This is a genomic window from Gemmobacter sp. LW-1 (genome assembly GCF_001303875.1).
GTDB lineage: Bacteria > Pseudomonadota > Alphaproteobacteria > Rhodobacterales > Rhodobacteraceae > Gemmobacter > Gemmobacter caeni.
On the sequence record NZ_LJSC01000042.1, the window covers coordinates 1 to 20,832 of the forward strand.

17 protein-coding genes are annotated in these 20,832 nt (G+C 63.8%); 7 read left to right on the forward strand and 10 right to left on the reverse strand.

Annotation, left to right across the window (positions count from 1 at the left end):
* Positions 1 to 1,923 (forward strand): DNA translocase FtsK (locus tag AO684_RS11120; RefSeq protein WP_255349798.1); only part of this gene is annotated, 1,923 nt, incomplete at its 5' end.
* Positions 1,924 to 1,996: 73 nt separating this feature from the next.
* On the opposite strand, the gene AO684_RS11125 is transcribed toward AO684_RS11120, so the two are convergent.
* The gene (locus tag AO684_RS11125; RefSeq protein WP_054302819.1) at positions 1,997 to 2,899 is read right to left on the reverse strand and encodes a rhodanese-related sulfurtransferase; all 903 of its coding nucleotides are present in this window, start codon (positions 2,897 to 2,899) and stop codon (positions 1,997 to 1,999) included.
* 116 nt (positions 2,900 to 3,015) lie between these two features.
* Between AO684_RS11125 and pncA the strand changes: the two genes are divergently transcribed.
* From pncA to pncB, 3 genes are read left to right on the forward strand one after another with little or no spacing between them, the layout of a single operon-like run.
* Entirely contained in the window at positions 3,016 to 3,612 is a 597-nt protein-coding gene (gene pncA, locus AO684_RS11130) for a bifunctional nicotinamidase/pyrazinamidase (protein WP_054302820.1), read from the forward strand.
* Between the two features lie 60 nt (positions 3,613 to 3,672).
* Positions 3,673 to 5,976, forward strand: coding sequence for a PAS domain-containing hybrid sensor histidine kinase/response regulator (locus AO684_RS11135; RefSeq protein ID WP_054302821.1), 2,304 nt, complete (start codon positions 3,673 to 3,675; stop codon positions 5,974 to 5,976).
* The gene (pncB, locus tag AO684_RS11140) at positions 5,910 to 7,199 is read left to right on the forward strand and encodes a nicotinate phosphoribosyltransferase (RefSeq protein ID WP_054302822.1); all 1,290 of its coding nucleotides are present in this window, start codon (positions 5,910 to 5,912) and stop codon (positions 7,197 to 7,199) included. Before AO684_RS11135 ends, pncB begins: the two co-directional genes overlap by 67 nt.
* 6 nt (positions 7,200 to 7,205) lie before the next feature.
* Here the strand turns inward: pncB and AO684_RS11145 are convergent, their stop codons facing one another.
* From AO684_RS11145 to AO684_RS11180, 8 genes are all read right to left on the reverse strand, one after another.
* Positions 7,206 to 8,675: an inorganic phosphate transporter gene (locus AO684_RS11145; protein WP_054302823.1), complete on the reverse strand. Its 1,470-nt coding sequence runs from the start codon at positions 8,673 to 8,675 to the stop codon at positions 7,206 to 7,208.
* Positions 8,676 to 8,763: 88 nt separating this feature from the next.
* Positions 8,764 to 9,702, reverse strand: a complete 939-nt coding sequence (locus tag AO684_RS11150) for a phosphotransferase enzyme family protein (protein ID WP_054302824.1) — start codon at positions 9,700 to 9,702, stop codon at positions 8,764 to 8,766.
* A complete protein-coding gene (gene arfB / locus AO684_RS11155) occupies positions 9,699 to 10,121 on the reverse strand; it encodes an alternative ribosome rescue aminoacyl-tRNA hydrolase ArfB (RefSeq protein WP_054302825.1) in 423 nt (140 codons plus the stop codon). Before arfB ends, AO684_RS11150 begins: the two co-directional genes overlap by 4 nt.
* Positions 10,122 to 10,455: 334 nt before the next feature.
* Entirely contained in the window at positions 10,456 to 11,079 is a 624-nt protein-coding gene (locus AO684_RS11160) for a queuosine precursor transporter (RefSeq protein ID WP_054302826.1), read from the reverse strand.
* A gap of 78 nt (positions 11,080 to 11,157) precedes the next feature.
* Positions 11,158 to 12,045 carry an esterase-like activity of phytase family protein gene (locus AO684_RS11165; RefSeq protein WP_054302827.1) on the reverse strand — a complete coding sequence of 296 codons (888 nt, stop codon included), beginning with the start codon at positions 12,043 to 12,045 and terminating at the stop codon, positions 11,158 to 11,160.
* Positions 12,018 to 12,923, reverse strand: a complete 906-nt coding sequence (gene mepA, locus AO684_RS11170; RefSeq protein WP_054302828.1) for a penicillin-insensitive murein endopeptidase — start codon at positions 12,921 to 12,923, stop codon at positions 12,018 to 12,020. Before mepA ends, AO684_RS11165 begins: the two co-directional genes overlap by 28 nt.
* Positions 12,923 to 14,287, reverse strand: a complete 1,365-nt coding sequence (locus AO684_RS11175) for an MFS transporter (RefSeq protein ID WP_054302829.1) — start codon at positions 14,285 to 14,287, stop codon at positions 12,923 to 12,925. Before AO684_RS11175 ends, mepA begins: the two co-directional genes overlap by 1 nt.
* A gap of 70 nt (positions 14,288 to 14,357) precedes the next feature.
* Positions 14,358 to 14,894, reverse strand: coding sequence for an acyl-CoA thioesterase (locus AO684_RS11180; protein ID WP_054302830.1), 537 nt, complete (start codon positions 14,892 to 14,894; stop codon positions 14,358 to 14,360).
* A gap of 122 nt (positions 14,895 to 15,016) precedes the next feature.
* On the opposite strand from AO684_RS11180, the gene AO684_RS11185 reads away from it, so the two are divergent.
* Genes AO684_RS11185 through yaaA form a run of 3 tightly spaced genes read left to right on the forward strand, consistent with a single transcriptional unit; the run spans position 15,017 to position 18,122 of the window.
* Positions 15,017 to 15,304, forward strand: a complete 288-nt coding sequence (locus tag AO684_RS11185) for a YggT family protein (protein ID WP_054302831.1) — start codon at positions 15,017 to 15,019, stop codon at positions 15,302 to 15,304.
* Between the two features lie 3 nt (positions 15,305 to 15,307).
* On the forward strand, positions 15,308 to 17,347 hold the full coding sequence (gene recQ / locus AO684_RS11190; RefSeq protein WP_054302832.1) for a DNA helicase RecQ: 2,040 nt from the start codon (positions 15,308 to 15,310) through the stop codon (positions 17,345 to 17,347).
* Positions 17,348 to 17,357: 10 nt separating this feature from the next.
* Positions 17,358 to 18,122 (forward strand): peroxide stress protein YaaA, encoded by a 765-nt coding sequence (gene yaaA, locus AO684_RS11195; RefSeq protein WP_054302833.1) that lies wholly within the window; start codon positions 17,358 to 17,360, stop codon positions 18,120 to 18,122.
* 3 nt (positions 18,123 to 18,125) lie between these two features.
* On the opposite strand, the gene AO684_RS11200 is transcribed toward yaaA, so the two are convergent.
* Positions 18,126 to 20,666, reverse strand: coding sequence for a response regulator (locus AO684_RS11200; RefSeq protein WP_054302834.1), 2,541 nt, complete (start codon positions 20,664 to 20,666; stop codon positions 18,126 to 18,128).
* Positions 20,667 to 20,832: the final 166 nt, after the last annotated feature.

Genomic DNA, 20,832 nt, shown 5'->3' on the forward strand with positions numbered 1-20,832 from the left:
CGCCCGGCCCCGCTGCTGCGCCCCGCTGCGACCCGGATGCCGGTTGCGGCTGCGGTCCTGCCCGCGCAGCCCGCCATGTGGCGTGACGAGGCCGAGACGATTGTGCCCGCCGCTCCGCGCATGCAGGCGCCTGCCCCGGCGCCGGTGGCCGAGCCGGTGGAAGACGCCTATGATGACTGGTCGCCGGATGATAATTACGAACCGGATTATGACCCGACGCCGGTGAGCCACGTCGCGCCGTTGCGTGCCGAAACGGGCGGGATGCCCGCACGTCCGTCGGCGCCTCTGGTCACGCCCGAGGTGAAACGCGGTGTGGTGCAGCATCCGGCCAAGAAGCCGATCACGCCGTCACGTCAGGCGGTGGCCGAGTCGCAACCGCGCCTGCGTTTCGAGGATCAGGTGAACGCGGCTTACGAATTGCCACCGTTGTCGCTTCTGGCCTCGCCGTCGACGATCACGCGCCACGCGCTGTCGGACGAGGCGCTCGAAGAAAACGCCCGGATGCTGGAATCCGTGCTGGATGATTACGGCGTGAAGGGCGAGATCGTCTCGGTCCGCCCCGGCCCGGTCGTCACCATGTATGAACTCGAACCGGCGCCGGGCCTGAAGGCCAGCCGGGTGATCGGGCTCGCCGATGACATCGCACGCTCGATGTCGGCGCTGTCGGCACGGGTATCCACCGTTCCGGGCCGCTCGGTCATCGGGATCGAACTGCCCAATGCCAGCCGCGAAAAGGTGGTGCTGCGCGAAATCCTCGCCGCGCGCGACTTCGGTGACAGCCAGCTGCGCCTGCCGCTGGCGCTGGGCAAGGATATTGGTGGCGACCCGATCGTGGCGAACCTCGCCAAGATGCCCCACCTGCTGATCGCCGGGACCACCGGGTCCGGGAAATCCGTCGCCATCAACACCATGATCCTCAGCCTGCTCTACAAGCTGACGCCTGAGGAATGCCGCCTGATCATGATCGACCCGAAGATGCTGGAACTTTCCGTCTATGACGGGATTCCGCATCTGCTGTCGCCCGTCGTCACCGATCCGAAGAAGGCGGTCGTCGCCCTGAAATGGGTGGTGGGCGAGATGGAAGAGCGCTACCGCAAGATGTCGAAGATGGGGGTGCGCAACATCGACGGCTATAACGGCCGGGTGCGCGAGGCGCAGGCTGCGGGCGAGATGTTCAAGCGCACCATCCAGACCGGCTTTGACGAGGATACCGGCGAGCCGGTGTTCGAAACCGAGGAATTCGCGCCCGAGCCCTTCCCCTATATCGTCGTCATCGTTGATGAGATGGCCGATCTGATGATGGTCGCGGGGAAAGAGATCGAAGCCTGCATCCAGCGCCTCGCACAGATGGCGCGGGCCTCGGGCATCCACCTCATCATGGCGACGCAGCGGCCTTCGGTCGATGTGATCACCGGCACGATCAAGGCGAACTTCCCCACCCGGATTTCCTTCCAGGTGACCTCGAAAATTGACAGCCGCACCATTCTGGGCGAGCAGGGCGCGGAACAGCTTCTGGGCCAGGGCGACATGCTTTACATGGGCAACGGCCAGCGCATCACGCGTATCCACGGGCCCTTCGTGTCGGACGAAGAGGTCGAGGAAATCGTGAACCACCTCAAGAGCTTTGGCCCGCCGCAATATATGTCGGGCGTGGTGGAAGGCCCGGATGACGAGGTTGCCAGCGATATCGACGCGGTGCTTGGCCTCAATGCCGGGGGTAATACCGATGGCGAGGACGCGCTTTACGATCAGGCGGTGGCGATCGTGGCGCGTGACCGGAAATGTTCGACCTCCTACATTCAGCGCAAGCTGGGCATCGGCTACAACAAGGCCGCGCGTCTGGTGGAGCAGATGGAGGAGCAGGGTGTCGTCACGCCAGCGAACCATGTCGGCAAGCGGGAAATCCTGATCCCCGAGGCGTGAAGAAGGGGGCTGTCCGCCCCCTCTTGCCCTGCGGCCAATTCACCCCCGAGGATATTTTCACTAAGATAAAGGATCAGCCGCCGAGGTGCCGGGTGCCGCGCGTCTCGGCCAGGCGCATCTGGTGCATGCGTTCGCGGAAGCGGGCGCGGTCGGCCTCGGAATATTCATTCGCGCAGTGATGGCAGCAGACGCCTTCCTCGTATTCCGGGCGGGACAGATCCTCGGGTTGCAGCGGGCGGCGGCAGGCGTGGCAGGTGGCAAGCCCGCCCGGAACGAGGCCGTGACCCACGCTGACGCGCTGGTCAAAGACATAGCACTGACCATCCCAGAGGCTTTGATCCTCGGGCATGTCCTCCAGGTATTTCAGGATGCCACCCTTGAGGTGGAAGACCTCTTCCACGCCCTGCGCCAGCAGAAAATTCGTTGATTTCTCGCAGCGGATACCGCCGGTGCAGAACATCGCGATGCGCTTGTTGTGAAAGCGATCCTTGTTCGCCTCCCACCATGCGGGGAAATCACGGAAGCTGGTGGTCTGCGGGTCGATGGCGCCACGGAAGGTGCCGATGGCGACCTCGTAATCATTGCGGGTGTCGATCACCGCGACATCGGGCTGGCTGATCAGCGCGTTCCAGTCTGCGGGCGCGACGTAATGGCCGACACGGGCGCGCGGGTCGACATCGGGTTGCCCCATGGTGACGATCTCGCGCTTCAGCCGGACCTTCATGCGGCCGAAGGGCATGGTTTCGGCGTGGCTTTCCTTGTGCTCCAAATCCGCGCAGCCGGGCAGGGCGCGAATATGGGCCAGCATCGCGTCAATCCCGCTGCGGGAACCGGCGATCGTGCCGTTGATCCCTTCCTGCGCCAGCAGGAGCGAGCCTTTGATGCCCTGCGCCTCGGCCAGTGCAAAGAGCGGCGCGCGCAGTGCAGCGGGGTCGGGGAAGCGGGTGAAGTGGTAGAGCGCTGCAATGGTGATCATGGCACGGGCATAGGTCAGCGCCCCCTGGCTGGCAAGAGCCGCGCGCAGGGGTGCGGCGTTGACGCAAGCTGCGGGCGGCCTTACGCAAGAGGGGCAGCAGTGAAAGAGGACCAGCCATGACCGAGGCCCTGATCGTCATCGACGTCCAGAACGATTTCTGTCCCGGTGGCGCGCTGGCGGTTGTGGGGGGCGACGAGATCGTGCCCGAGATCAACGCGATGCTGGCCGATTACTCCGTGCGTGTGCTGACACAGGACTGGCACCCGGCGGATCATGCGAGCTTCGCCGCCAATCATCCGGGCACTTCGCCATTCTCCATGGTCGAGATGCCCTATGGTCCTCAGGTGTTGTGGCCGGTGCATTGTGTGCAGGGCACCGCCGGGGCGGGCTTTCATGCCGGGCTGAATGCCGATGCCGCCGATCTGGTGATCCGCAAGGGCTTTCGCACCGGGATCGACAGCTATTCGGCGTTCTTCGAAAATGACCACACGACGCCAACTGGGCTGGAGGGCTATTTGCGCACGCGCGGGGCTACGGATCTGACGTTGGTTGGGCTGGCGACGGATTTCTGCGTGGCCTATTCGGCTCTGGATGCTGTGCGGCTCGGGTTCGATGTGAAGGTCAGGCTTTCTGCCTGCCGGGGGATCGACCTCGACGGTTCGCTGGTTGCAGCGCTGGAGCAGATGCGGAATGCGGGTGTGAAACTCGTCTGATGCACACGGTCTGTTAAGGTCCGGCATCTAGCCTGTGCGGGAAATCTGCAGGGCGTTGGGATGGATACGGCAGTCGCCGATGCGCGCGAAAGCTTCATAAAACGGAACAGCCCCGATGGATTGTTCCGCCGCTATGCGCGTGGGCGGGTTCGCACCTTTCTGGTGCGTCAGACGATGACCGGAATCGGCGCCGCAGTGATTGGCGCGCTTGGCGCTGCCTGGATGGCCCCGGCGAGCATCGCGCTGGCGCTGGGCGGCGAAGCGGTGGATTGTCTGGTGCTGCGGCTGATCCTGCGGTGCTGCCCCGACCGTATTCCGCCCGGGCTGCGCAGGCTGGCGACAGCTTCTGCCGGGTTTCAGGCGCTGACAATTTCTGGCTGCATTGCGCTCTGCTGGCATGTGATCCCGCTGATCGGGGCGCAGGTCTTTGCCGCCGTCTTCCTGATGTCGGCCATCCTGAATGCAGGTCTGGTTCGGCACCATTTCCCTGAAGGCGGCGCGGCACGTCTGGGCGTGTATGGTGTGTCTGCTGTTGCGTTGATGGTGGACCTGCTGTCGCAGCACGGCCCTGACAGTCTGTTTCTGATCCTGTCGATCCTCATTCTTGGCTACAGCACCGCGCTGTTCATTCGCGCGGTCGAGAAAGGGCGGCACGAACGGGGCCGCTTCGAACGCGCGCTTCTGGATGAACAGCTTGCGCTGAGCCAGTCGCGCGAGGCGCTGGCAGAGGCCGCGCGCAAATCGGCCCGGCTTGCGCTTGTGGCGCAGCATGCGGGTGACAGCGTGGTGTTCACGGGGGTGGATGGCAGCATCCAATGGGTTAATCCGGCGTTTACCCGCATCACCGGATACACGTTTGAGGAGGCGCTTGGTCGCAAGCCTGGCGATCTGTTGAATGCGCCCGAGACGCGGGCCGAAGATCTGGCGCAGCCGGTGCGGCTGGAGCTTCAGAACCGGCGCAAGGATGGTCAGCGTCTCTGGATGGATGTATCGCTGACGCCGGTTCTGGATGCCGGGGGCCGGGCCGAGGTGTTCATCGCGGTGGAACGCGACGTGACCGAGGCGCGCCTGCATGCCGCTGAACTCGCTGCGGCGCGCGAGGCAGCAGAGGCTGCCGCACGGACAAAATCGCAGTTTCTGGCGACGATGAGCCATGAAATCCGCACCCCGCTGCATGGCGTGATCGGAATGGCAGAACTGCTGGGCGATACGGCGCTGGACCCCGAGCAGCGGGATTATCTGGATACGATCATCGAATCCGGACGGGCCTTGGTGACGATCATCAATGATGTTCTGGATCTGTCAAAATTGCAGGCCGGAAAATCCGATCTGCTGACCGAGCCAATCTCGGTCGCCGCGGGCGTGGAAAGCGTGGTTAATCTGCTGCGCCCCTCTGCCGCGAAGAAGGGGATAGCGCTTCGGATTGTGCTGCCTGACCACCTCCCACGCCATCTTGGGGACGGCGGGCGGATACGCCAGATCCTGCTGAATGTGCTGGGCAATGCGGTGAAATTCACCGATCAGGGCTTTGTCATCGTGAGGCTGGATTGCCAGCCCGGTCCCGAGGCGGACCGGCTGCAGATAGAGGTCGAGGATACCGGCATTGGCATTGTGCCCGAGCGGCTGGAGACCATATTCGACAGTTTCACTCAGGCTGACAGCACCATTTCCAGAAGGTTCGGCGGATCGGGGCTGGGTCTGACGATCTCGCGCCTGCTGGCGCGACAGATGGGTGGGGATATCACGGTCGCCGCTCTTCCGGGCCGAGGGTCGGTCTTTACCGTGACGCTGCATTTGCGGCGGGCGACCGGGGCCATGCTGATGACACCGGCAGTCGGACAGGGGGCCGCGCCCCGGACCGCGCTGCATGTGTTGATCGCGGAAGACAATGCTACGAATCTGATGATTGTCCACAAGCTGCTGGAGCGTTGTGTCGCCCGGGTCACCACCGCCCGCGACGGTGCCGAGGCGCTGCGCCAGTACAAGGCGGACCCGCCGGATCTGGTGCTGATGGATCTGTCGATGCCCGGCATGGATGGTCTGGCTGCGACACGGGCAATCCGCGCATATGAAGCAGCAACGGGCCTGCCGCGTTGCAAAATCGTGGCCCAGACGGCCTTTTCAGAGGGTGAGCAAGGGGCGGCCGTGGTAGCGGCCGGGATGGATGGCATGCTGTCCAAGCCACTGGTACGCCGGGAACTGTATGATTTGCTGACCCGGGTGGCGCATCATGGCGATACGGGTTTTGACGTTTCCCCCGCCGATGCCTTAGACATGGGCGCAAAGGGAGAGGCGTCATGGTCGATATCGCAACACGGGTCCACAACCACAACTGGAAGATCGACCCGATCGTCCGTTCGCTGATCGATACGGATTTTTATAAACTGTTGATGTGCCAGTCGATCTTCCGCAACAAGCCGGACACGACGGTGGTGTTCAGCCTGATCAACCGCACCAAATCCATCCGCCTCGCCGAGTTGATCGACGAGGGCGAACTGAGGGAACAGCTGGATCATGTCCGCTCGCTGAGCCTCAGCCGCGGGGAAAGCACCTGGCTGCGGGGGAATACCTTTTACGGCAAACGCCAGATGTTCCGCCCCGATTTCATGGAATGGTTCGAAGGGATGCGCCTGCCCGACTACCATCTTGAAAAGCGGGATGGCCAATATGAGCTGACCTTCGAAGGTCGCTGGCCCGAGGTCATGCTGTGGGAAATTCCTGCGCTTGCCGTGCTGATGGAACTGCGCTCGCGTGCGGTGCTGCGCGACATGGGCAAGTTCGAGCTTCAGGTGCTTTACGCCCGGGCCATGGCCCGCCTGTGGGAAAAGATCGAGCGGCTGCGGCGGATCGAGGGGCTGAAGATCGCGGATTTCGGCACGCGGCGGCGTCATGGCTTCCTGTGGCAGGACTGGTGCGTGCAGGCGATGCAGGAAGGTCTGGGCGATGCGTTCATCGGCACCTCGAACTGCCGTATCGCGATGAAACGCGACATCGAGGCCATCGGCACCAATGCCCATGAACTGCCCATGGTCTATGCCGCACTGGCAGAAAGTGATGCCGAACTGGCTCAGGCGCCCTATCGCGTTCTTGCGGACTGGCATGACGAACATGACGGTAATCTGCGGATCATTCTGCCCGATACTTTCGGCTCGGAAGGGTTTCTGAAACATGCGCCGGACTGGCTGACCACCTGGACTGGTATCCGCATCGACTCGGGCGATCCGGCGGGGGCGGCCGAAATGGCGATCCGCTGGTGGAAGGAGCGGGGCGAAGATCCGACCCGCAAACTGGTGATCTTTTCGGATGGGCTGGATGTCGAAAAGATCGAGGAGCTCCACGCCCGCTTCGTCGGGCGGGTCAAAGTATCCTTCGGCTGGGGCACCATGCTGACCAACGATTTCCGGGGGTTGGCAGGGGACCGGCTGGCCCCGTTCAGCCTTGTCTGCAAGGCGGTCAGCGCGAATGGGCGGCCCACGGTGAAGCTGTCCGACAATCCGAACAAGGCGATGGGCCCGGCGGAGGAAGTGGCCCGCTACAAGCGGGTCTTCGATGTCCGTGATCAGGATGCGCAGGATCTGCTGGTCTGACGCAGGTCAGGTCAGCAGACGCAGCATCACAAAGATCAGCGCCGACAGCAGCGCGGTCAACGGCACGGTGACAACCCAGGCCGCCCCGATGGACAGGATATGGACGCGGCGCACCAGCTTGCGGCGCGACCGTTCTTCCGGCGGGACGGGCTTACCCTTGATGATGCCGGTCCGCCGGGCTTTCCGGTCGGCATGCCATTCCCGGTAGAAGCCGACGCCGAACACCGCCCCGACAGCGATATGGGTGGAACTGACCGGCAGGCCAAGCCAGCTTGCCACGATGACCGTGATCGCTGCGGACAGGGCGACGCAATAGGCGCGCATCGGGTTCAGCTTGGTGATCTCGGTGCCCACCATGCGGATCAGCTTGGGCCCGAACAGTGTCAGGCCAAAGGAAATCCCGGCTGCGCCGATCAGCATGACCCAGAGCGGAATCCCCACCTTGTCGGAGGTGGCGTGATCGGTCACCGCATGGACGATGGCCGCCAGCGGGCCAACGGCATTGGCCACATCATTGGCGCCATGCGCGAAGGAGAGCAGCGCGGCCGAAATGACCAGCGGCATCGAGAACAGCACCTTGAGCGAGTTCTTGCGGTTCTCCATCCCTGCGGATTTGCGCCGGATCAGCGGGCGGGTGATCACAACCGCTGCGATTCCGACCGCAAGTCCCAGCAGCAGGGCCATGGGCATCGAGACCGAGAACAGCTTTTTCAGGCCCTTGACGGCCAGATAGGTGGTGAAGGTGCCACCCATGATCCCGATGAGCACAGGCACCCACAGCCGCGCCGCGCCAAGCTTGTCTTCGACATCATTGATGCGGGATTTGATGAAGGCAAGGAAGCCCGCGGCGATGATACCCCCGAGAATAGGCGAGATCACCCAGCTTGCCGCGATCTGCCCCATCTTGCCCCAGTCCACCGCGCCGAAACCGGCGGCGACAACGCCAGCACCCATCACGCCGCCGACAATGGCATGGGTTGTCGAGACCGGCGCCCCGAACCAGGTTGCAAGGTTCAGCCAGAGCGAGGCGGCGATCAGTGCGGCCATCATGGCCCAGATAAAGGTCTGCGGGTCTGCCACAGCTTCAGGCGCCACGATCCCGCCCGAAATGGTGGACACGACATCGCCGCCCGCGATCAGCGCACCCGCTGTTTCGAATACGGCGGCGATAATCAGGGCGCCGCCCATGGTCAGGGCATTGGCGCCGACCGCAGGCCCCATGTTGTTGGCAACATCATTGGCGCCGATGTTCAGTGCCATATACGCGCCGAAGGCCGCCGCCGTGATGATGATGACAGAATTGGGTGCCCCGCCGGTCAGGATGGCCGCCGCAATGGCGCACAGGGCGATGAACGCGAGGCCGATGCCGACCGCAATCAGGGGCCGGGACAGGAAGACGGTTGCCTGCTCCAGCACCACGAGGCGGGACAGATCCTTGTCGAGCGTCTTCCACTTGTTCTGCTGAAATTGTGGCATGTTCCGTCATCGGCCTGTTACACGCGCTGCGCATAGCCCGGCCACTGCGGACGGGCAACCGATTCCCGGTTTATTCCTGATGTTTTGGTCAGTTTCCCGCGGAAAGCTGGCGGTCGGCCCACATCGTCGCGCGGGCAATATGACTGCGGTGAACCGGGTGATCGGCAGGAAGACGGGTCATCGCCCAGCCGACCGAAGCCAGCACGCGCGCCAATGTGAACAGTGGCACCATATTGAAATCATCTTGCCGAAGGCTGCCGTAGCCTTCGATCAAGGCCGCCTGCAAAGCGGGGTGCTGCGGCTCATAAAGGTCTTGCGACAGAACGGTGCCAAGGTCGTAAAGCCGGAAGCCAATCCCGCTGTCGTCGAAGTCGATCAGCGAAAGCCGGTCGCCGGAAACGAGGATATTCTCGCGCAGCACATCGGCATGAACCGGGCCGGGCTGGCTGTGCCGGGCATGATCGGTCAGACGCTCGCGCAGAAGATCGCGGGCGCGGCGCAGCAGTGCCGCCTCTGCGGCCGACAGCGCGGGATGATCCCAGAAGCGGCCCCAAAGCGGGGTCTCGCCTGTCAGGCCGTCGATGTCCCAACGTGGGCGGGTGAAATCAGGCGGCAGCGTCAGCCGGTCGGTGGCGTCATGCACTTCGGCCAGAAGACGCCCAAGCGCATGATGGCGCGCTGTCTGTTCTGCGGCGGTGCCGGTCAGCGGCACCAGTGCTTCGCCAAAGGGAGCGCCTTCAACCCAGGAGATGACCGAAGCCAGGCGTCCGCCTTGTAACTGGTGAAGACTTGCACCGCTGGCAGAGGCGACGGGGGCAGGCACCGCGACGCCTGCCTTTGCCAGTTCAGCACACCACCACAGTTCCGAGCGGATGGCGGCCGGGTTCTGATAGCCGGTGCGATGCAGGCGCAGGGCGGCTTGCGCGCCATCGGGCAGGGCGATGGCGTATACCGCATTCTCGCGGTTGCGCAATTCATGCAGGATGCGCGCGCCCCACAGCGCCGCCGCCTCTTCCGCTTCGGTCATTCCTCGCTCTCCACCCGGCCGCGCAGGGCCTTCACTTCACCACGCTGGCTTTTGGCTGCCAGCCGCCGCCGCTGGCTGCCCAGTGTCGGCTTGGTGGCGATGCGCCGCTTGGGGGCGACCAGCGCCTGACGGATCATTTCGACCAGGCGCGCCTCGGCCAGTTCGCGGTTGCGGGCCTGACTGCGGGTTTCCTCTGCCCGGATCACGATGGCGCCTTCCGTGGTCCAGCGTCGCCCGGCGATGCGCTTCAGCCGCGCCTTCACCGCAGGTGTCAGGTGGGGCGAGCGTTCGGCCTCGAACCGCAGTTCCACCGCAGTTTCCACCTTGTTCACATTCTGCCCGCCCGGCCCGGAGGACCGGGAAAAGCTTTCTGAAAGCTCCCAGTCGGCGATGGAGATTGTCTCGGTGATGCGCAGCATGGCGCGAGATTAGCGGCTTTGACCGTCTGGAAAAGAGGGAAATAGCGACCTGAGGAAACGATATTCAGGGGGGTGCCCGACGCTGGTAATTCCGGCGTCGGAAACGAGAAAGGGCCGCCTTAAATCGGCGACCCTTTCCGAGTTCCAAGGAGATGGGCCAGTTAGGTTTCAAGCCCAATCATAGGATTGATTTTCAAGGGGTTGCCCTTAAATATCGCTCCTCCTGACTGTCCCGACACCTCTCTCCAATATCACTCTAGACACTGGATCACCTCCTTTCAAAAGATTGCCGATATAGGGAGCGTGACACAGATCTGGGCTTTGTCAAAAGGTTTTATACCGGACGTAGAGTCAACTTTCCGACAATGATGCGGAATGGCACAAGTGCAACAGCTGCCAGTGCCAGCTTGACCATCCAGTCGGCGACGGCGAGCGAAACCCACAGCGGGGCTTGCGGTCCGAAACCCAGGATCGGCAGCACTTCGCCAGCCCAGGACACATCGTTCGCGGGCTCGATGAAGGCGAGGCTGGCCGAGAAGGCGGTGGTGAAGAAGATCACTGTATCAAGGCTGGAACTGAACAGCGTGGAGACAAGCGGCGCGCGCCACCAGCTTCCCGCGCGCAGGCGGTTGAAGATAGCGATGTCGGTCAGTTGTGCGGCAAGGAAAGCAGCGCCCGAGCCGATTGCGATACGCAGGGTAACCAGCGGCCCGAATTCTCCCATGATCTGCGAACCGATCAGCGAGCACAGGATTCCAGCGACAAAACCCACCAGCACGACGCGGCGCGCAACGGCGGCGCCATGCAGGCGATTGGTCAGGTCGGTCACCAGAAAGGCAACGGGGTAGGTCAGTGCGCCCCAGGTCAGCCAGGGGCCAAGCAGGTATTGCACAAGGATGTTGGAAGCCACGACAGTGGCCGCCATGGCGAGAACGCCGGGCAGGAGGGATTTCGACATGTGATATCCGTTTTTACAAGGTCGCGGAGACTTGGCCCTTCGGGCAGGCCGCTCCGTTACGCCCGGACGCTGCGCGAGTCAATCCGGCAGGCGGTATTCGACGATTTCGGTGGTCTGGAAGAAGCGGAAATTGTCGTCCGCAATCAGCGTCAGCCGGATGCCCTGCGCATCGCGCCAGACGGCAATGCCCTCCAGATTGTCATGTTGCCCGGCGCGGGTTTGCAGCACGGTTTCCCCGCTGTCGATCTTGTTGCCGGTCACGTTGAAGCGCCGGACGCGGGAGGCAAAGCCCATCAGACCGCGGAACTGGCGCTCCAGCAGGTAAAGCCGTCCATCCGGCCCGAAATCGGCACCGACCGGCAGGAAAGAACCCTCGCGCGGGATGGTAAAGGGCTGATCCCAGCCACCGTTGCGAAACCGCCAGACCGGAAATGGCCTGTCCTCGCGCCCCGATCTTTCTGGCAGGGTGTAAAGCGTGCCATCCGGCCCGATGGCCAGCGCCTCCAGCGAGGAGTTGCGCTGCATCTTCGCAAAGGCGGGCGGCGTCGGCAGGTTTTCGGCCCCGGCGCCCATCCGGGCATAGCGCAAGACCCGCGCCACTCCTTCGAACGACACATAGGCGGTGCCATCCGGGGCGATGGCGAGGCCCTCGCTGTCATTGCGGCCAGCGGCCAGCGGTTCTTTGCCCTTGCCGCGCAACGGCTGCACCGGCGCGGCCTCGATCCCGGTGATCCGGCCGGACCCATCGCGGAGCAAACGGCCCGAAGTCCAGCCGCCGCGATCTGACAGGGCGGTAAAGCGCAGACCCTCGTCGCTGATCTCCAGCCCCGACATGCCGCCCATGCGCGGATCATCCGACCGCCAGACGAAGCGTCCGATATGGCCGGGCGCCTCGGTCGGGCTGGCGCTGCCTTCAAGGGCGAGCCCGCAGGCGAGGATCAGCGTGATGACAGAACGGCGGCGCATTGCTTGGGCAGATCGGCCATCGTGTATTCACGCGGCCCGCGCTTTTTCGGCGCATTCGGGTCTTTGGGCTTTTTCGGCTGCGGCTCCAGCGCGGCGGTCACCCACCAGGTCAGGCTGTCGTCGCAACCATCGCCACCATTGGACAGTTCGGCCACTGTGGGTTTCTGCGTCTCGCAGGCCGTGGCGCCACGCGGGCATTTCAGCCGGACGTGAAAATGCGTGTCATGCCCCCAATAGGGGCGGATTTTCTGAAGCCAGTCCTTGTCCTTGCGACCGGCGGTGCGGCAAAGCTCGATCTTCACCGGCGGCGTCACGAAGATACGATCCACGCGCGGGTCAGAGGCGGCGGCCTTCAGCACCGCCGCATGCTGTGCCGTCCAGTTCGTGGTGATCTTGCGCTGATCGGCAGAGCGCACCGAAATCGAACTGATCTTTTCCCGATCCGCCCGGCTGAGGTTCAGCCGCTTGGGAGGCAGCATCCAGATATCGGCATCAAGCCCGATCTGGTGGCTGGCATGGCCGCTGATCATCGGGCCGCCGCGTGGCTGGCTGATGTCGCCGATGTATAGTCCGGCCCAGCCATTGATGCGGGAGACCTGCGCCGACAGATCCTCAAGGAAGTCAATCATTTCCGGCTGGCCGAAGTTTCGGCCACGCGACAGACGCATGGCTTGCCAGGTCGGGCCGGTTTCGGGCAGCTCCACAAGTCCCGCCGCACAGCCCCGCGCGTAAGACCCGATGGGCATGGGCGCCTGTTGCGACGGCGCATCTTTCGCGCCGAACAGTTTGTTCGCCAGTTTCTCGGCGCTGACGGGTGCTGCGCTCAGGGAAAGGCTTGCGGCGGCCAGCAGGCTGGCCAGAAACATCTTGCGGATCATCAGACTGCCCGTTCACCATTCGGTTTCACCCAGATTAGCAGAATGAGGCCGATGAGAAACAGCCCGATCAGCGGGGCGACGCCAATGCGCTGCGATCCGCTGATGTCCGAGGCGACGGCGATGGCGAAGGGTGCGATGAAGGATGTGGCCTTGCCCGACAGGGCGAACAGGCCAAAGGCCTCGGTCGCGCGTTCGGGGGTAGTGTGAAACACCATCATGGTGCGCGAGGCGGCCTGAACCGTGCCTCCTGCCGCGCCGATCAGGATACCGCAGAGATACATGATGATATCCGGTGTGTCGGACCCTTCTGCGAAGGGAATGCCAAAGATCTGTTCACGCGACATGCCGACGATGACGGCACAGACGACAATCAGCACCCAGACCGACATCACGATCACCGGCTTTGGCCCGCGCGCGGCATCCAGCTTGCCGCCGATCCAGGTGGCAAGGCTGGCCGAGATGGCGCCGATGATGCCGAAAATGCCGATTTGCGTGACGCTCCAACCCAGTACGCCCGAGGCATAGACCCCGCCGAAGCCGTAAAGTGCGTTCAGCGAGTCGCGGTAGAACATCGAAGACATGAGATAGGCGAACAGGCTCTGACGGCTGGGCAGGGTCTTCAGCAGCCGTCCCAGATCGGCCAGCGCGGCCTTCACCGGCTGACCTGTGCCGGTGCCGGGCGTTTCGCGCACCCACAGGAAGAAGGGCACCATGAAGACGATATACCACAGCGCGGTGAAGGGCCCGACCGCGCGGGTGCCCTCGCGGCTGGCTGCATCCAGCCCCAGCACCGGGTCCAGTCCGATCAGCGTCTTGCCGGTGACGCCGCTTTCGGCAAGGAACAGCAGCATGATCACCAGCGAAATGATCCCGCCCAGATAGCCGAAAGCGAAGCCCGAGCCGGAAATCTTTCCCATCTCCTCATGCTCGGCGAGGCTGGGCATCAGGGAATTGGTGAAAATCGTGGCAAACTCCATGCCGATCAGGCCCAGCCCGAAGAACATCATCGCCATCGTCAGATCGGGCATATCGGGCGTCAGATACCAAAGGCCCCACGAGCCGATGATATAGAAGGCGGAAAATACCCAGATCCAGATCATCCGGCGACCGGAGCCATCGGCGATGGCACCCAGAACCGGGGCCAGCAGGGCGATCAGCACGCCGGAAATGGTTTGACCATAGCCCCAGAAAGCTTGTGCCTGTGCGCCCGCCGCCTCGGCCGAAAGGCCCTGGGTCAGGTAATAGCTTTTCGCCACTTCCGCAAAATAGGGGCCAAAGACGAAGGTCAGCAACAAGGTGTTGTAGGGCTGGCTGGCCCAGTCAAAGAAAAACCAGCCCCAGATGCGTTTCTTCGCGCTGACCATGGCTGTCCCCTTTGCCTGTTCGGGCCGATCAAGCCTGAAAGGCTATCGGCTGGCAACCCCTCCGATGCAGTCAGCCGTGCCGTTCCGGTGGCCAGGGGCGGGTGGCATCCGCCGCGATCCAGGCGGCGACCCATTGGGGCAGAGGCGGGCTTTCGACGGGCTGGCCCATCGCCTCCAGCACGCGCGCGGGCGGCACCATCCCGGCTTTGGAGGTGAAGGCTGATCGGGCAAGCATCTGGCCGGTGCAGTCATCACCGCGCCACATGCTTTGTTCCAGATACATGAACCGCGCATCCCAGCCCACGCAGCGCGAATGCATCGTCACGCGCTGGAATGTCGTGACCCGCTTGCGATAGCGTGTGGTATTGCCAGCCACCGCCATGCCCCAGCCCTGTTCGCGCACCACCCGCACCAGCCCTGTGCGAATGGCCAGCGGCACGCGGCCCAGATCGAACAGCGTCAGCGTGCGGCCGTTGTTCAGTTCCATCCACGGGTCGATATCCCAAGGCCAGATGCGATGTGTGCTGACATGGGTGTCGAAGATCCCCAGGGCGGGGGCATTGCGGAACTTCACGATTTCCTTGGCGAGTCGGGCATAGGGATACATGGGCGCCTCCTGTCCCCGTGGCCTGCCGCGCGTCATCCACAGGGTCAAGCGGAACGCTGCGGAAAGGCTTGCTCCCCTAGGGTCATCGCGTTACCTAGACCACAACAGCTTGTGAGGGCACCATGGTTTCCATTCTGCAAATCCTGCTCCTGCTGCTTGACGTGGCGCAGTGGGTGATCATCGCCCATATCATCATGTCGTGGCTGATCAACTTTCAGGTGCTCAACACCCGGCAGCCGCTGGTCGCGCAGCTGTGGTATGGCCTGAACCGCCTGCTGGAGCCGGTTTACGGCACGGTGCGCCGCATCCTGCCCGCGATGTCGGGCATCGACTTCGCGCCGCTCATCGTGCTTCTGGGCATCTACGCGCTGCGCATCGTCATTATCAACAACGCCGCCTCTTTCTACTGATCCATGCAACACCCGCGCGAGCTTCTGGCGAGGGTCTTCGGCTACGGGGCCTTTCGCCCCGGTCAGGAAGAGATCGTCGAGGCGGTGCTGGCAGGCCGCGACACGCTGGCCATCATGCCCACCGGCGGCGGCAAGTCGCTGTGCTTCCAGCTTCCGGCGCTGTGCCGCGAGGGGGTCACGGTCGTCATCTCGCCGCTCATCGCCCTGATGCGCGATCAGGTGCGCAGCTTGCGCGAGGCGGGGGTGGAAGCCGGGGCGCTGACCTCCGGCAATACCGACGAGGAAACCGAAGAGGTGTTCCGCGCGCTGGATGAAGGGCGGCTGAAGCTGCTGTATATGGCGCCGGAACGGCTCGCCTCCGGCAGCACCACTGCGCTCTTGCGCCGGGTCGGCACAAATCTCATCGCGGTGGACGAGGCGCATTGCGTCAGCCAGTGGGGCCATGACTTCCGCCCCGATTACCTGCGCATCGGCGAGCTGAAACGTGCGCTGAATGTGCCGCTGGCCGCCTTCACCGCCACAGCGGACGAGGAAACCCGCGCCGAGATTGTGACGCGGCTGTTCGGGGGGGAGGCGCCTGCTACCTTCTTGCGCGGGTTTGACCGGCCCAATATCCATCTGGCTTTCGCCGTGAAGGACAGCCCGCGTCGCCAGATCCTTGATTTCGCGGGCGCGCGGAAGGGGCAATCCGGCATCGTCTATTGCGCCACACGGTCCAAGACCGAGGTGCTGGCCCAGGCGCTGCGCGAGGCAGGACATGCGGCCTGTTATTATCACGGCGGCATGGATGCCGAGGACCGCCGAAGCGTCGAGGTGCGGTTTCAGCAAGAGGACGGGCTGATCGTCTGCGCCACCATCGCTTTTGGCATGGGGATCGACAAGCCTGACATCCGCTGGGTCGCGCATGCTGACCTGTCGAAGTCGATCGAGGCTTATTATCAGGAAATCGGTCGCGCCGGGCGTGACGGTGCCCCGGCCGAGACGCTGACGCTTTACGGCCCCGATGATATCCGCCTCCGCCGGTCCCAGATTGACGAAAGCCCCGCCCCCGCCGACCGGAAAGAGGCCGATCACGCCCGGCTGAACGCGCTTCTGGGCCTGGCCGAAGCGACAGGCTGCCGCCGTCAGGTGCTGCTGGGCTACTTCGGTGAGGCGTCAGAGCCTTGCGGCAATTGCGACATCTGCGACCGCCCCGCGCAGGTTTTTGATGCAACGGAACCCGTGCGTAAGGCACTGTCAGCCGTGCTGCGCACCGGCGAATGGTTCGGTGCCGGACATTTGATCGACATTCTGACTGGGAATAATACGGCGAAGGTGCGCGAGAAGGGGCATGACCAGCTGCCCACCTTCGGCGTCGGGCGCGACCTGTCGAAGACCGGCTGGGGCGCGGTGTTCCGTCAGATGATGGGGCGGGATCTTCTGCGCCCTGATCCCGAACGCTTTGGCGCCCTGCGCATGACCGAGGCCGCGCGTCCCATCCTGCGCGGTGAGGCAAACATCACCCTGCGGCGCGACACGGTGCAGACCACCGCGCGACCAGCGGCCAAATCACTGGTGGCGGAAGAGGATGCGCCGCTGCTGTCTGCGCTGAAAGCGAAACGCCGTGCTTTGGCCGAGGCTGCGCGCGTGCCCGCCTATGTCATCTTCCCTGACCGCACGCTGATCGAGATGGCAGAACGCCGCCCTGCGACGCTGGACGAGATGTCGCGCGTCAGCGGCGTAGGCGCGAAGAAACTGGAAAGCTATGGCACGGCTTTCCTTTCAGTCATCAATGGTGCGGCCGATCCGGTGCATCCGGCTCGTGCCCGACTGGCCGGGCAGCCGGCCGGGGCACTGTTCGACCTGCTGGCCGAAGCGCAGTTGCGGCTGATGCGCGGCGAGGATGGCACTGGCAAACCGATGTCTCTGTCGCAAAGCGCCCTGCGCCGCATCGCCGAGGCACGGCCTTCTACCCTGTCGGACCTGGATCGCGCCGGAGATCTTGGCCCCGCGCGGCTGGAACGCTTTGGTGAAGCGTTTCTGACCCTGTGCCGTGACGCCTGAGAGATCTTTCATGCTGACTGTGATTTCCCCCGCCAAACGTCTCGATCCCGCGCCGCCCGCTCTGCCCGCCGGTCTTGCTGCGACCGATCCGCAATTTGCGGCTGAAGCAGCCGAGCTTGCCCGGATCGCGCGGGGTCTGACGCCCGCGGATCTGCGCAGGCTGATGGGGATTTCGCCGGCGCTGGCCGAGTTGAATGCGGATCGCTTCGCGGCTTTCGGTGCCCAGGACCGCGCGCCTGCCGCTCTGATCTTTGCAGGCGACACCTATGCCGGGCTGGAGGCTGGCAAGCTTGATGCTGATGCCTGGCGCTGGGCCACGACGCATCTGCGTATCCTGTCGGGGCTTTACGGTCTTCTGCGCCCGACCGACCGGATCGAGCCCTACCGGCTGGAGATGGGTTCGCGGCTTGCCAATCCGCGCGGCGGCTCGCTTTACGACTGGTGGGGCGAGCGGCTGGCGCAGGCGCTGGACGCGACGGCGGAGGAGGCGGGCGCGCGATTTCTGGTGAACTGCGCCTCGGTTGAATATTTCTCGGCGGTCGATCCTGCCGCGTTGCGCCTGCCTGTGATCACCCCGGTCTTTCTGGAGGACCGAGCGGACGGGGCAAAGGTCATCAGTTTCTGGGCCAAGAAAGCCCGTGGGGCGATGGCGCGGTTCATCATGGAGAACCGCCTCTCCGACCCGGCGGACCTGCGCGGCTTTACCGCAGGCGGCTATCGCCATGATGCATCCGCGTCCGAATGGCCGCGTCTGGTCTTTCGCAGGACGGCCTGACCGTCAGGCCGCCCCGCTTTCCGGCAAATCAGTCCGCGCGGGCAGCGTATCCTCTGACGCATACCGGGCCAGAACCTCGCAAATCGCGGTCTTGCGCAGTGGCTTTGTCAGATACCTGTCGATCCCGGCGGCAAGGATGCTTTGCTCGTCCCCTTCCATGGCATGGGCGGTCAGGGCGATGATCGGCACATGCCGCTGGCCCCCTTCCAGTCTGCGGATGGCGCGGGCGGCGTCTCGGCCGTCCATCTCGGGCATCGAGATATCCATGAACACCAGATCGGGCTTAAAGCTCTGGAACAGTTCCACAGCCTCGCGGCCATTGTCAGCGAAGGTCAGTTCTATAGCCAGATCGCGCACCATCTTGCGGAAGACGAGTTGGTTTGTGCGGTTGTCCTCGGCCGCCAGAACCCGCATCAGGCGCCGTCCCGTCGGCGCGGGAGGCGGAGCCGCCGGCAAGGGCGCCAGTGCCTGAAGCCTGCGGTAAAGATCGGCGCGCAGGATGGGGGTTTGCAGGAAGCCCGAGATATGTCCGTCGCGATCCTGTTCCCGCGCCTGAACCGGATTGGCCGAAAGTAGCAAGACGGGCGTCGTCACCCCCGCTGCGCGGGCGTGTTCGACGAAGGCAAGCCCGCCCATCTCCGGCATGTCTTCGTCCACCAGAATGGCGTCGAAATCGCGGTCCTGTTCCAGCAGGGACAGGGCTTCGGCCGCAGAGCGGCACAGGGCGCTTTGCATACCGCAGGTCGCAAGCTGGCGCTCTAGGATGGTTCGGTTGATGAACTGGTTGTCCACAACAAGCGCACGTTTCAGCGAGACGCTGGCGGGATGATCCTCGCCCGATTCCGCGACCGGCAGTGACAGGCGGAAGCCGAAGCATGACCCGCGACCGGGCTCGCTGTCGACCCAGACGGCGCCGCCCATATGCTCCACCAGACGGCGCGAGATTGCGAGGCCAAGCCCGGTTCCCTCAAACTTGCGGTTGGCGGCGGTTTCCACCTGATTGAACTCGCCGAAGATATGGTCAAGGTTCTCGGCGGCGATGCCGATGCCCGTATCCTCGACCGTGATGTGAAGTTGCTGCGCGCCGGGTACCGCCTCAAGGCCGACGACCCGGATGAGGACATGGCCCTTCTCGGTGAACTTCACCGCGTTGCCGGCAAGATTTGTCAGCACCTGCCGCAACCGGCCCGGATCGCCGACAAAGCGGGTTGGCAGGAACATATCGTAGTCGATCATCAGATCGATGCCCTTGGCCTGCGCGCGCGGCTGCAACAGCATGGCGACCTCGTGGATCACCCGCTCCAGATCGAAGGGTTCGGGATGCAGTGTCAGCCGCTCGGCCTCGATCTTCGAGTAATCCAGAATGTCGTTGATGATGACCAGCAATGCCTCACCGGAGGAGCGGATGGTATCGGCGAACAGACGCTGTTCATCGTTCAGCGGCGTGTCGCACAGCAGTTCGGCCATGCCGACGACGCCATTCATCGGCGTGCGGATTTCGTGGCTCATATTGGCAAGGAAGGCCGATTTGGCGCGCACCGCCGCCTCGGCGGTTTCGCGGGCATGTTCCAGCGCATCCTGCTGTTCGCGCGCGCGGGTGATATCGACCCGCAACCCGACGCGGCCGCCATCCGGGGTTTCCTTGTCGATGACACGCAGCCAGCGCCCGCCCGCGATGGCCTGTTCGAAATCAACACTGGCGGATTCGCGCAGGCTCAGCCGTTCTTCGATCCAGTCGTCTTCACGGCCTATGGCTTCGGGGTACTGGCCGTGCTCCACGCCATAGCGCAGGATCGCCTCGAAACTGACACCCGGAACCATGGCGGGGGCGCTTTCGCTGTACAGCGCGCGGTAATGCTGATTGCAGACCATCAGCCTGTCCTCCCTGTCAAACAGAACGAACCCGTCGGGAATTGCCTCTATCGCGGCCCAGATGCGCATTTGTTCGGTGATGTCGACGGCCAGACTGACCATATCGCCGTCGCGCGCCCGACGGTCGACCAGCCGCACCCAGAGCCCGCTGGAGAATTGCAGCACGATTGGCGGGATCGGATCATCCTCCCAGCGGGCAAGCATGTGATCACGCCAGCTTTCGACCGTATGCTCGCCGATGTCGACCAGCCCGGACTCCGCCACGGTATCCAGAATCTCCGCATATTCGGTGCCCGGCGGGATCGCCTCGGATTCGAAGACCGCCAGATAGGCCCGATTTGCGGCGACCAGCCGATTCGAGGAATCAAACACTGCAAAGCCATCGCGGATCGTATTGATCGAATCCCACAACCGTCTTTCGGCCATGACGGCAGCGGTGTGGGCGCGTTCAAGATCGGTCAGGAAGCGCAGATTCTGGCCCTTCAGGGCCTCAGCCTCCGACAGGGCGGATCTGACGACCTGCCGCTGTTCGACGATCTGGTCAGACAGGGCGCGGGCATGCAGGGCCAGCTTTTCATTGGCGGCGTGCAGTTCCCTGCTTTTCTGTTCCAGCAGCCGTTCGGCCGCCAGCCGCCCGCGCCGTTCCTTGGCCAGCCGTTCCGCCAGTTCCATCCGTTACCCATCATCCAGATCGTTCCGGGGATCGTGGCTCCGCCGGTTTCGGGCAGGTTGGCGCAACATCGTAAAGCAAGGCTTAACCGGGACCGGACCGCGAACAGGCGGAAGCGGCGATTGCACCGCGCCTCCGGGCGTGGCAGCATCAGGCCCAAGTGTTTTC

Bases quoted from the DNA above. Each gene is read 5' to 3' on its own strand.
- AO684_RS11125 (WP_054302819.1), bottom strand. From the start codon at position 2,899: ATGATCACCATTGCAGCGCTCTACCACTTCACCCGCTTCCCCGACCCC.
- pncA (WP_054302820.1), top strand. From the start codon at position 3,016: ATGACCGAGGCCCTGATCGTCATCGACGTCCAGAACGATTTCTGTCCC.
- AO684_RS11135 (WP_054302821.1), top strand. From the start codon at position 3,673: ATGGATACGGCAGTCGCCGATGCGCGCGAAAGCTTCATAAAACGGAAC.
- pncB (WP_054302822.1), top strand. From the start codon at position 5,910: ATGGTCGATATCGCAACACGGGTCCACAACCACAACTGGAAGATCGAC.
- AO684_RS11145 (WP_054302823.1), bottom strand. From the start codon at position 8,675: ATGCCACAATTTCAGCAGAACAAGTGGAAGACGCTCGACAAGGATCTG.
- AO684_RS11150 (WP_054302824.1), bottom strand. From the start codon at position 9,702: ATGACCGAAGCGGAAGAGGCGGCGGCGCTGTGGGGCGCGCGCATCCTG.
- arfB (WP_054302825.1), bottom strand. From the start codon at position 10,121: ATGCTGCGCATCACCGAGACAATCTCCATCGCCGACTGGGAGCTTTCA.
- AO684_RS11160 (WP_054302826.1), bottom strand. From the start codon at position 11,079: ATGTCGAAATCCCTCCTGCCCGGCGTTCTCGCCATGGCGGCCACTGTC.
- AO684_RS11165 (WP_054302827.1), bottom strand. From the start codon at position 12,045: ATGCGCCGCCGTTCTGTCATCACGCTGATCCTCGCCTGCGGGCTCGCC.
- mepA (WP_054302828.1), bottom strand. From the start codon at position 12,923: ATGATCCGCAAGATGTTTCTGGCCAGCCTGCTGGCCGCCGCAAGCCTT.
- AO684_RS11175 (WP_054302829.1), bottom strand. From the start codon at position 14,287: ATGGTCAGCGCGAAGAAACGCATCTGGGGCTGGTTTTTCTTTGACTGG.
- AO684_RS11180 (WP_054302830.1), bottom strand. From the start codon at position 14,894: ATGTATCCCTATGCCCGACTCGCCAAGGAAATCGTGAAGTTCCGCAAT.
- AO684_RS11185 (WP_054302831.1), top strand. From the start codon at position 15,017: ATGGTTTCCATTCTGCAAATCCTGCTCCTGCTGCTTGACGTGGCGCAG.
- recQ (WP_054302832.1), top strand. From the start codon at position 15,308: ATGCAACACCCGCGCGAGCTTCTGGCGAGGGTCTTCGGCTACGGGGCC.
- yaaA (WP_054302833.1), top strand. From the start codon at position 17,358: ATGCTGACTGTGATTTCCCCCGCCAAACGTCTCGATCCCGCGCCGCCC.
- AO684_RS11200 (WP_054302834.1), bottom strand. From the start codon at position 20,666: ATGGAACTGGCGGAACGGCTGGCCAAGGAACGGCGCGGGCGGCTGGCG.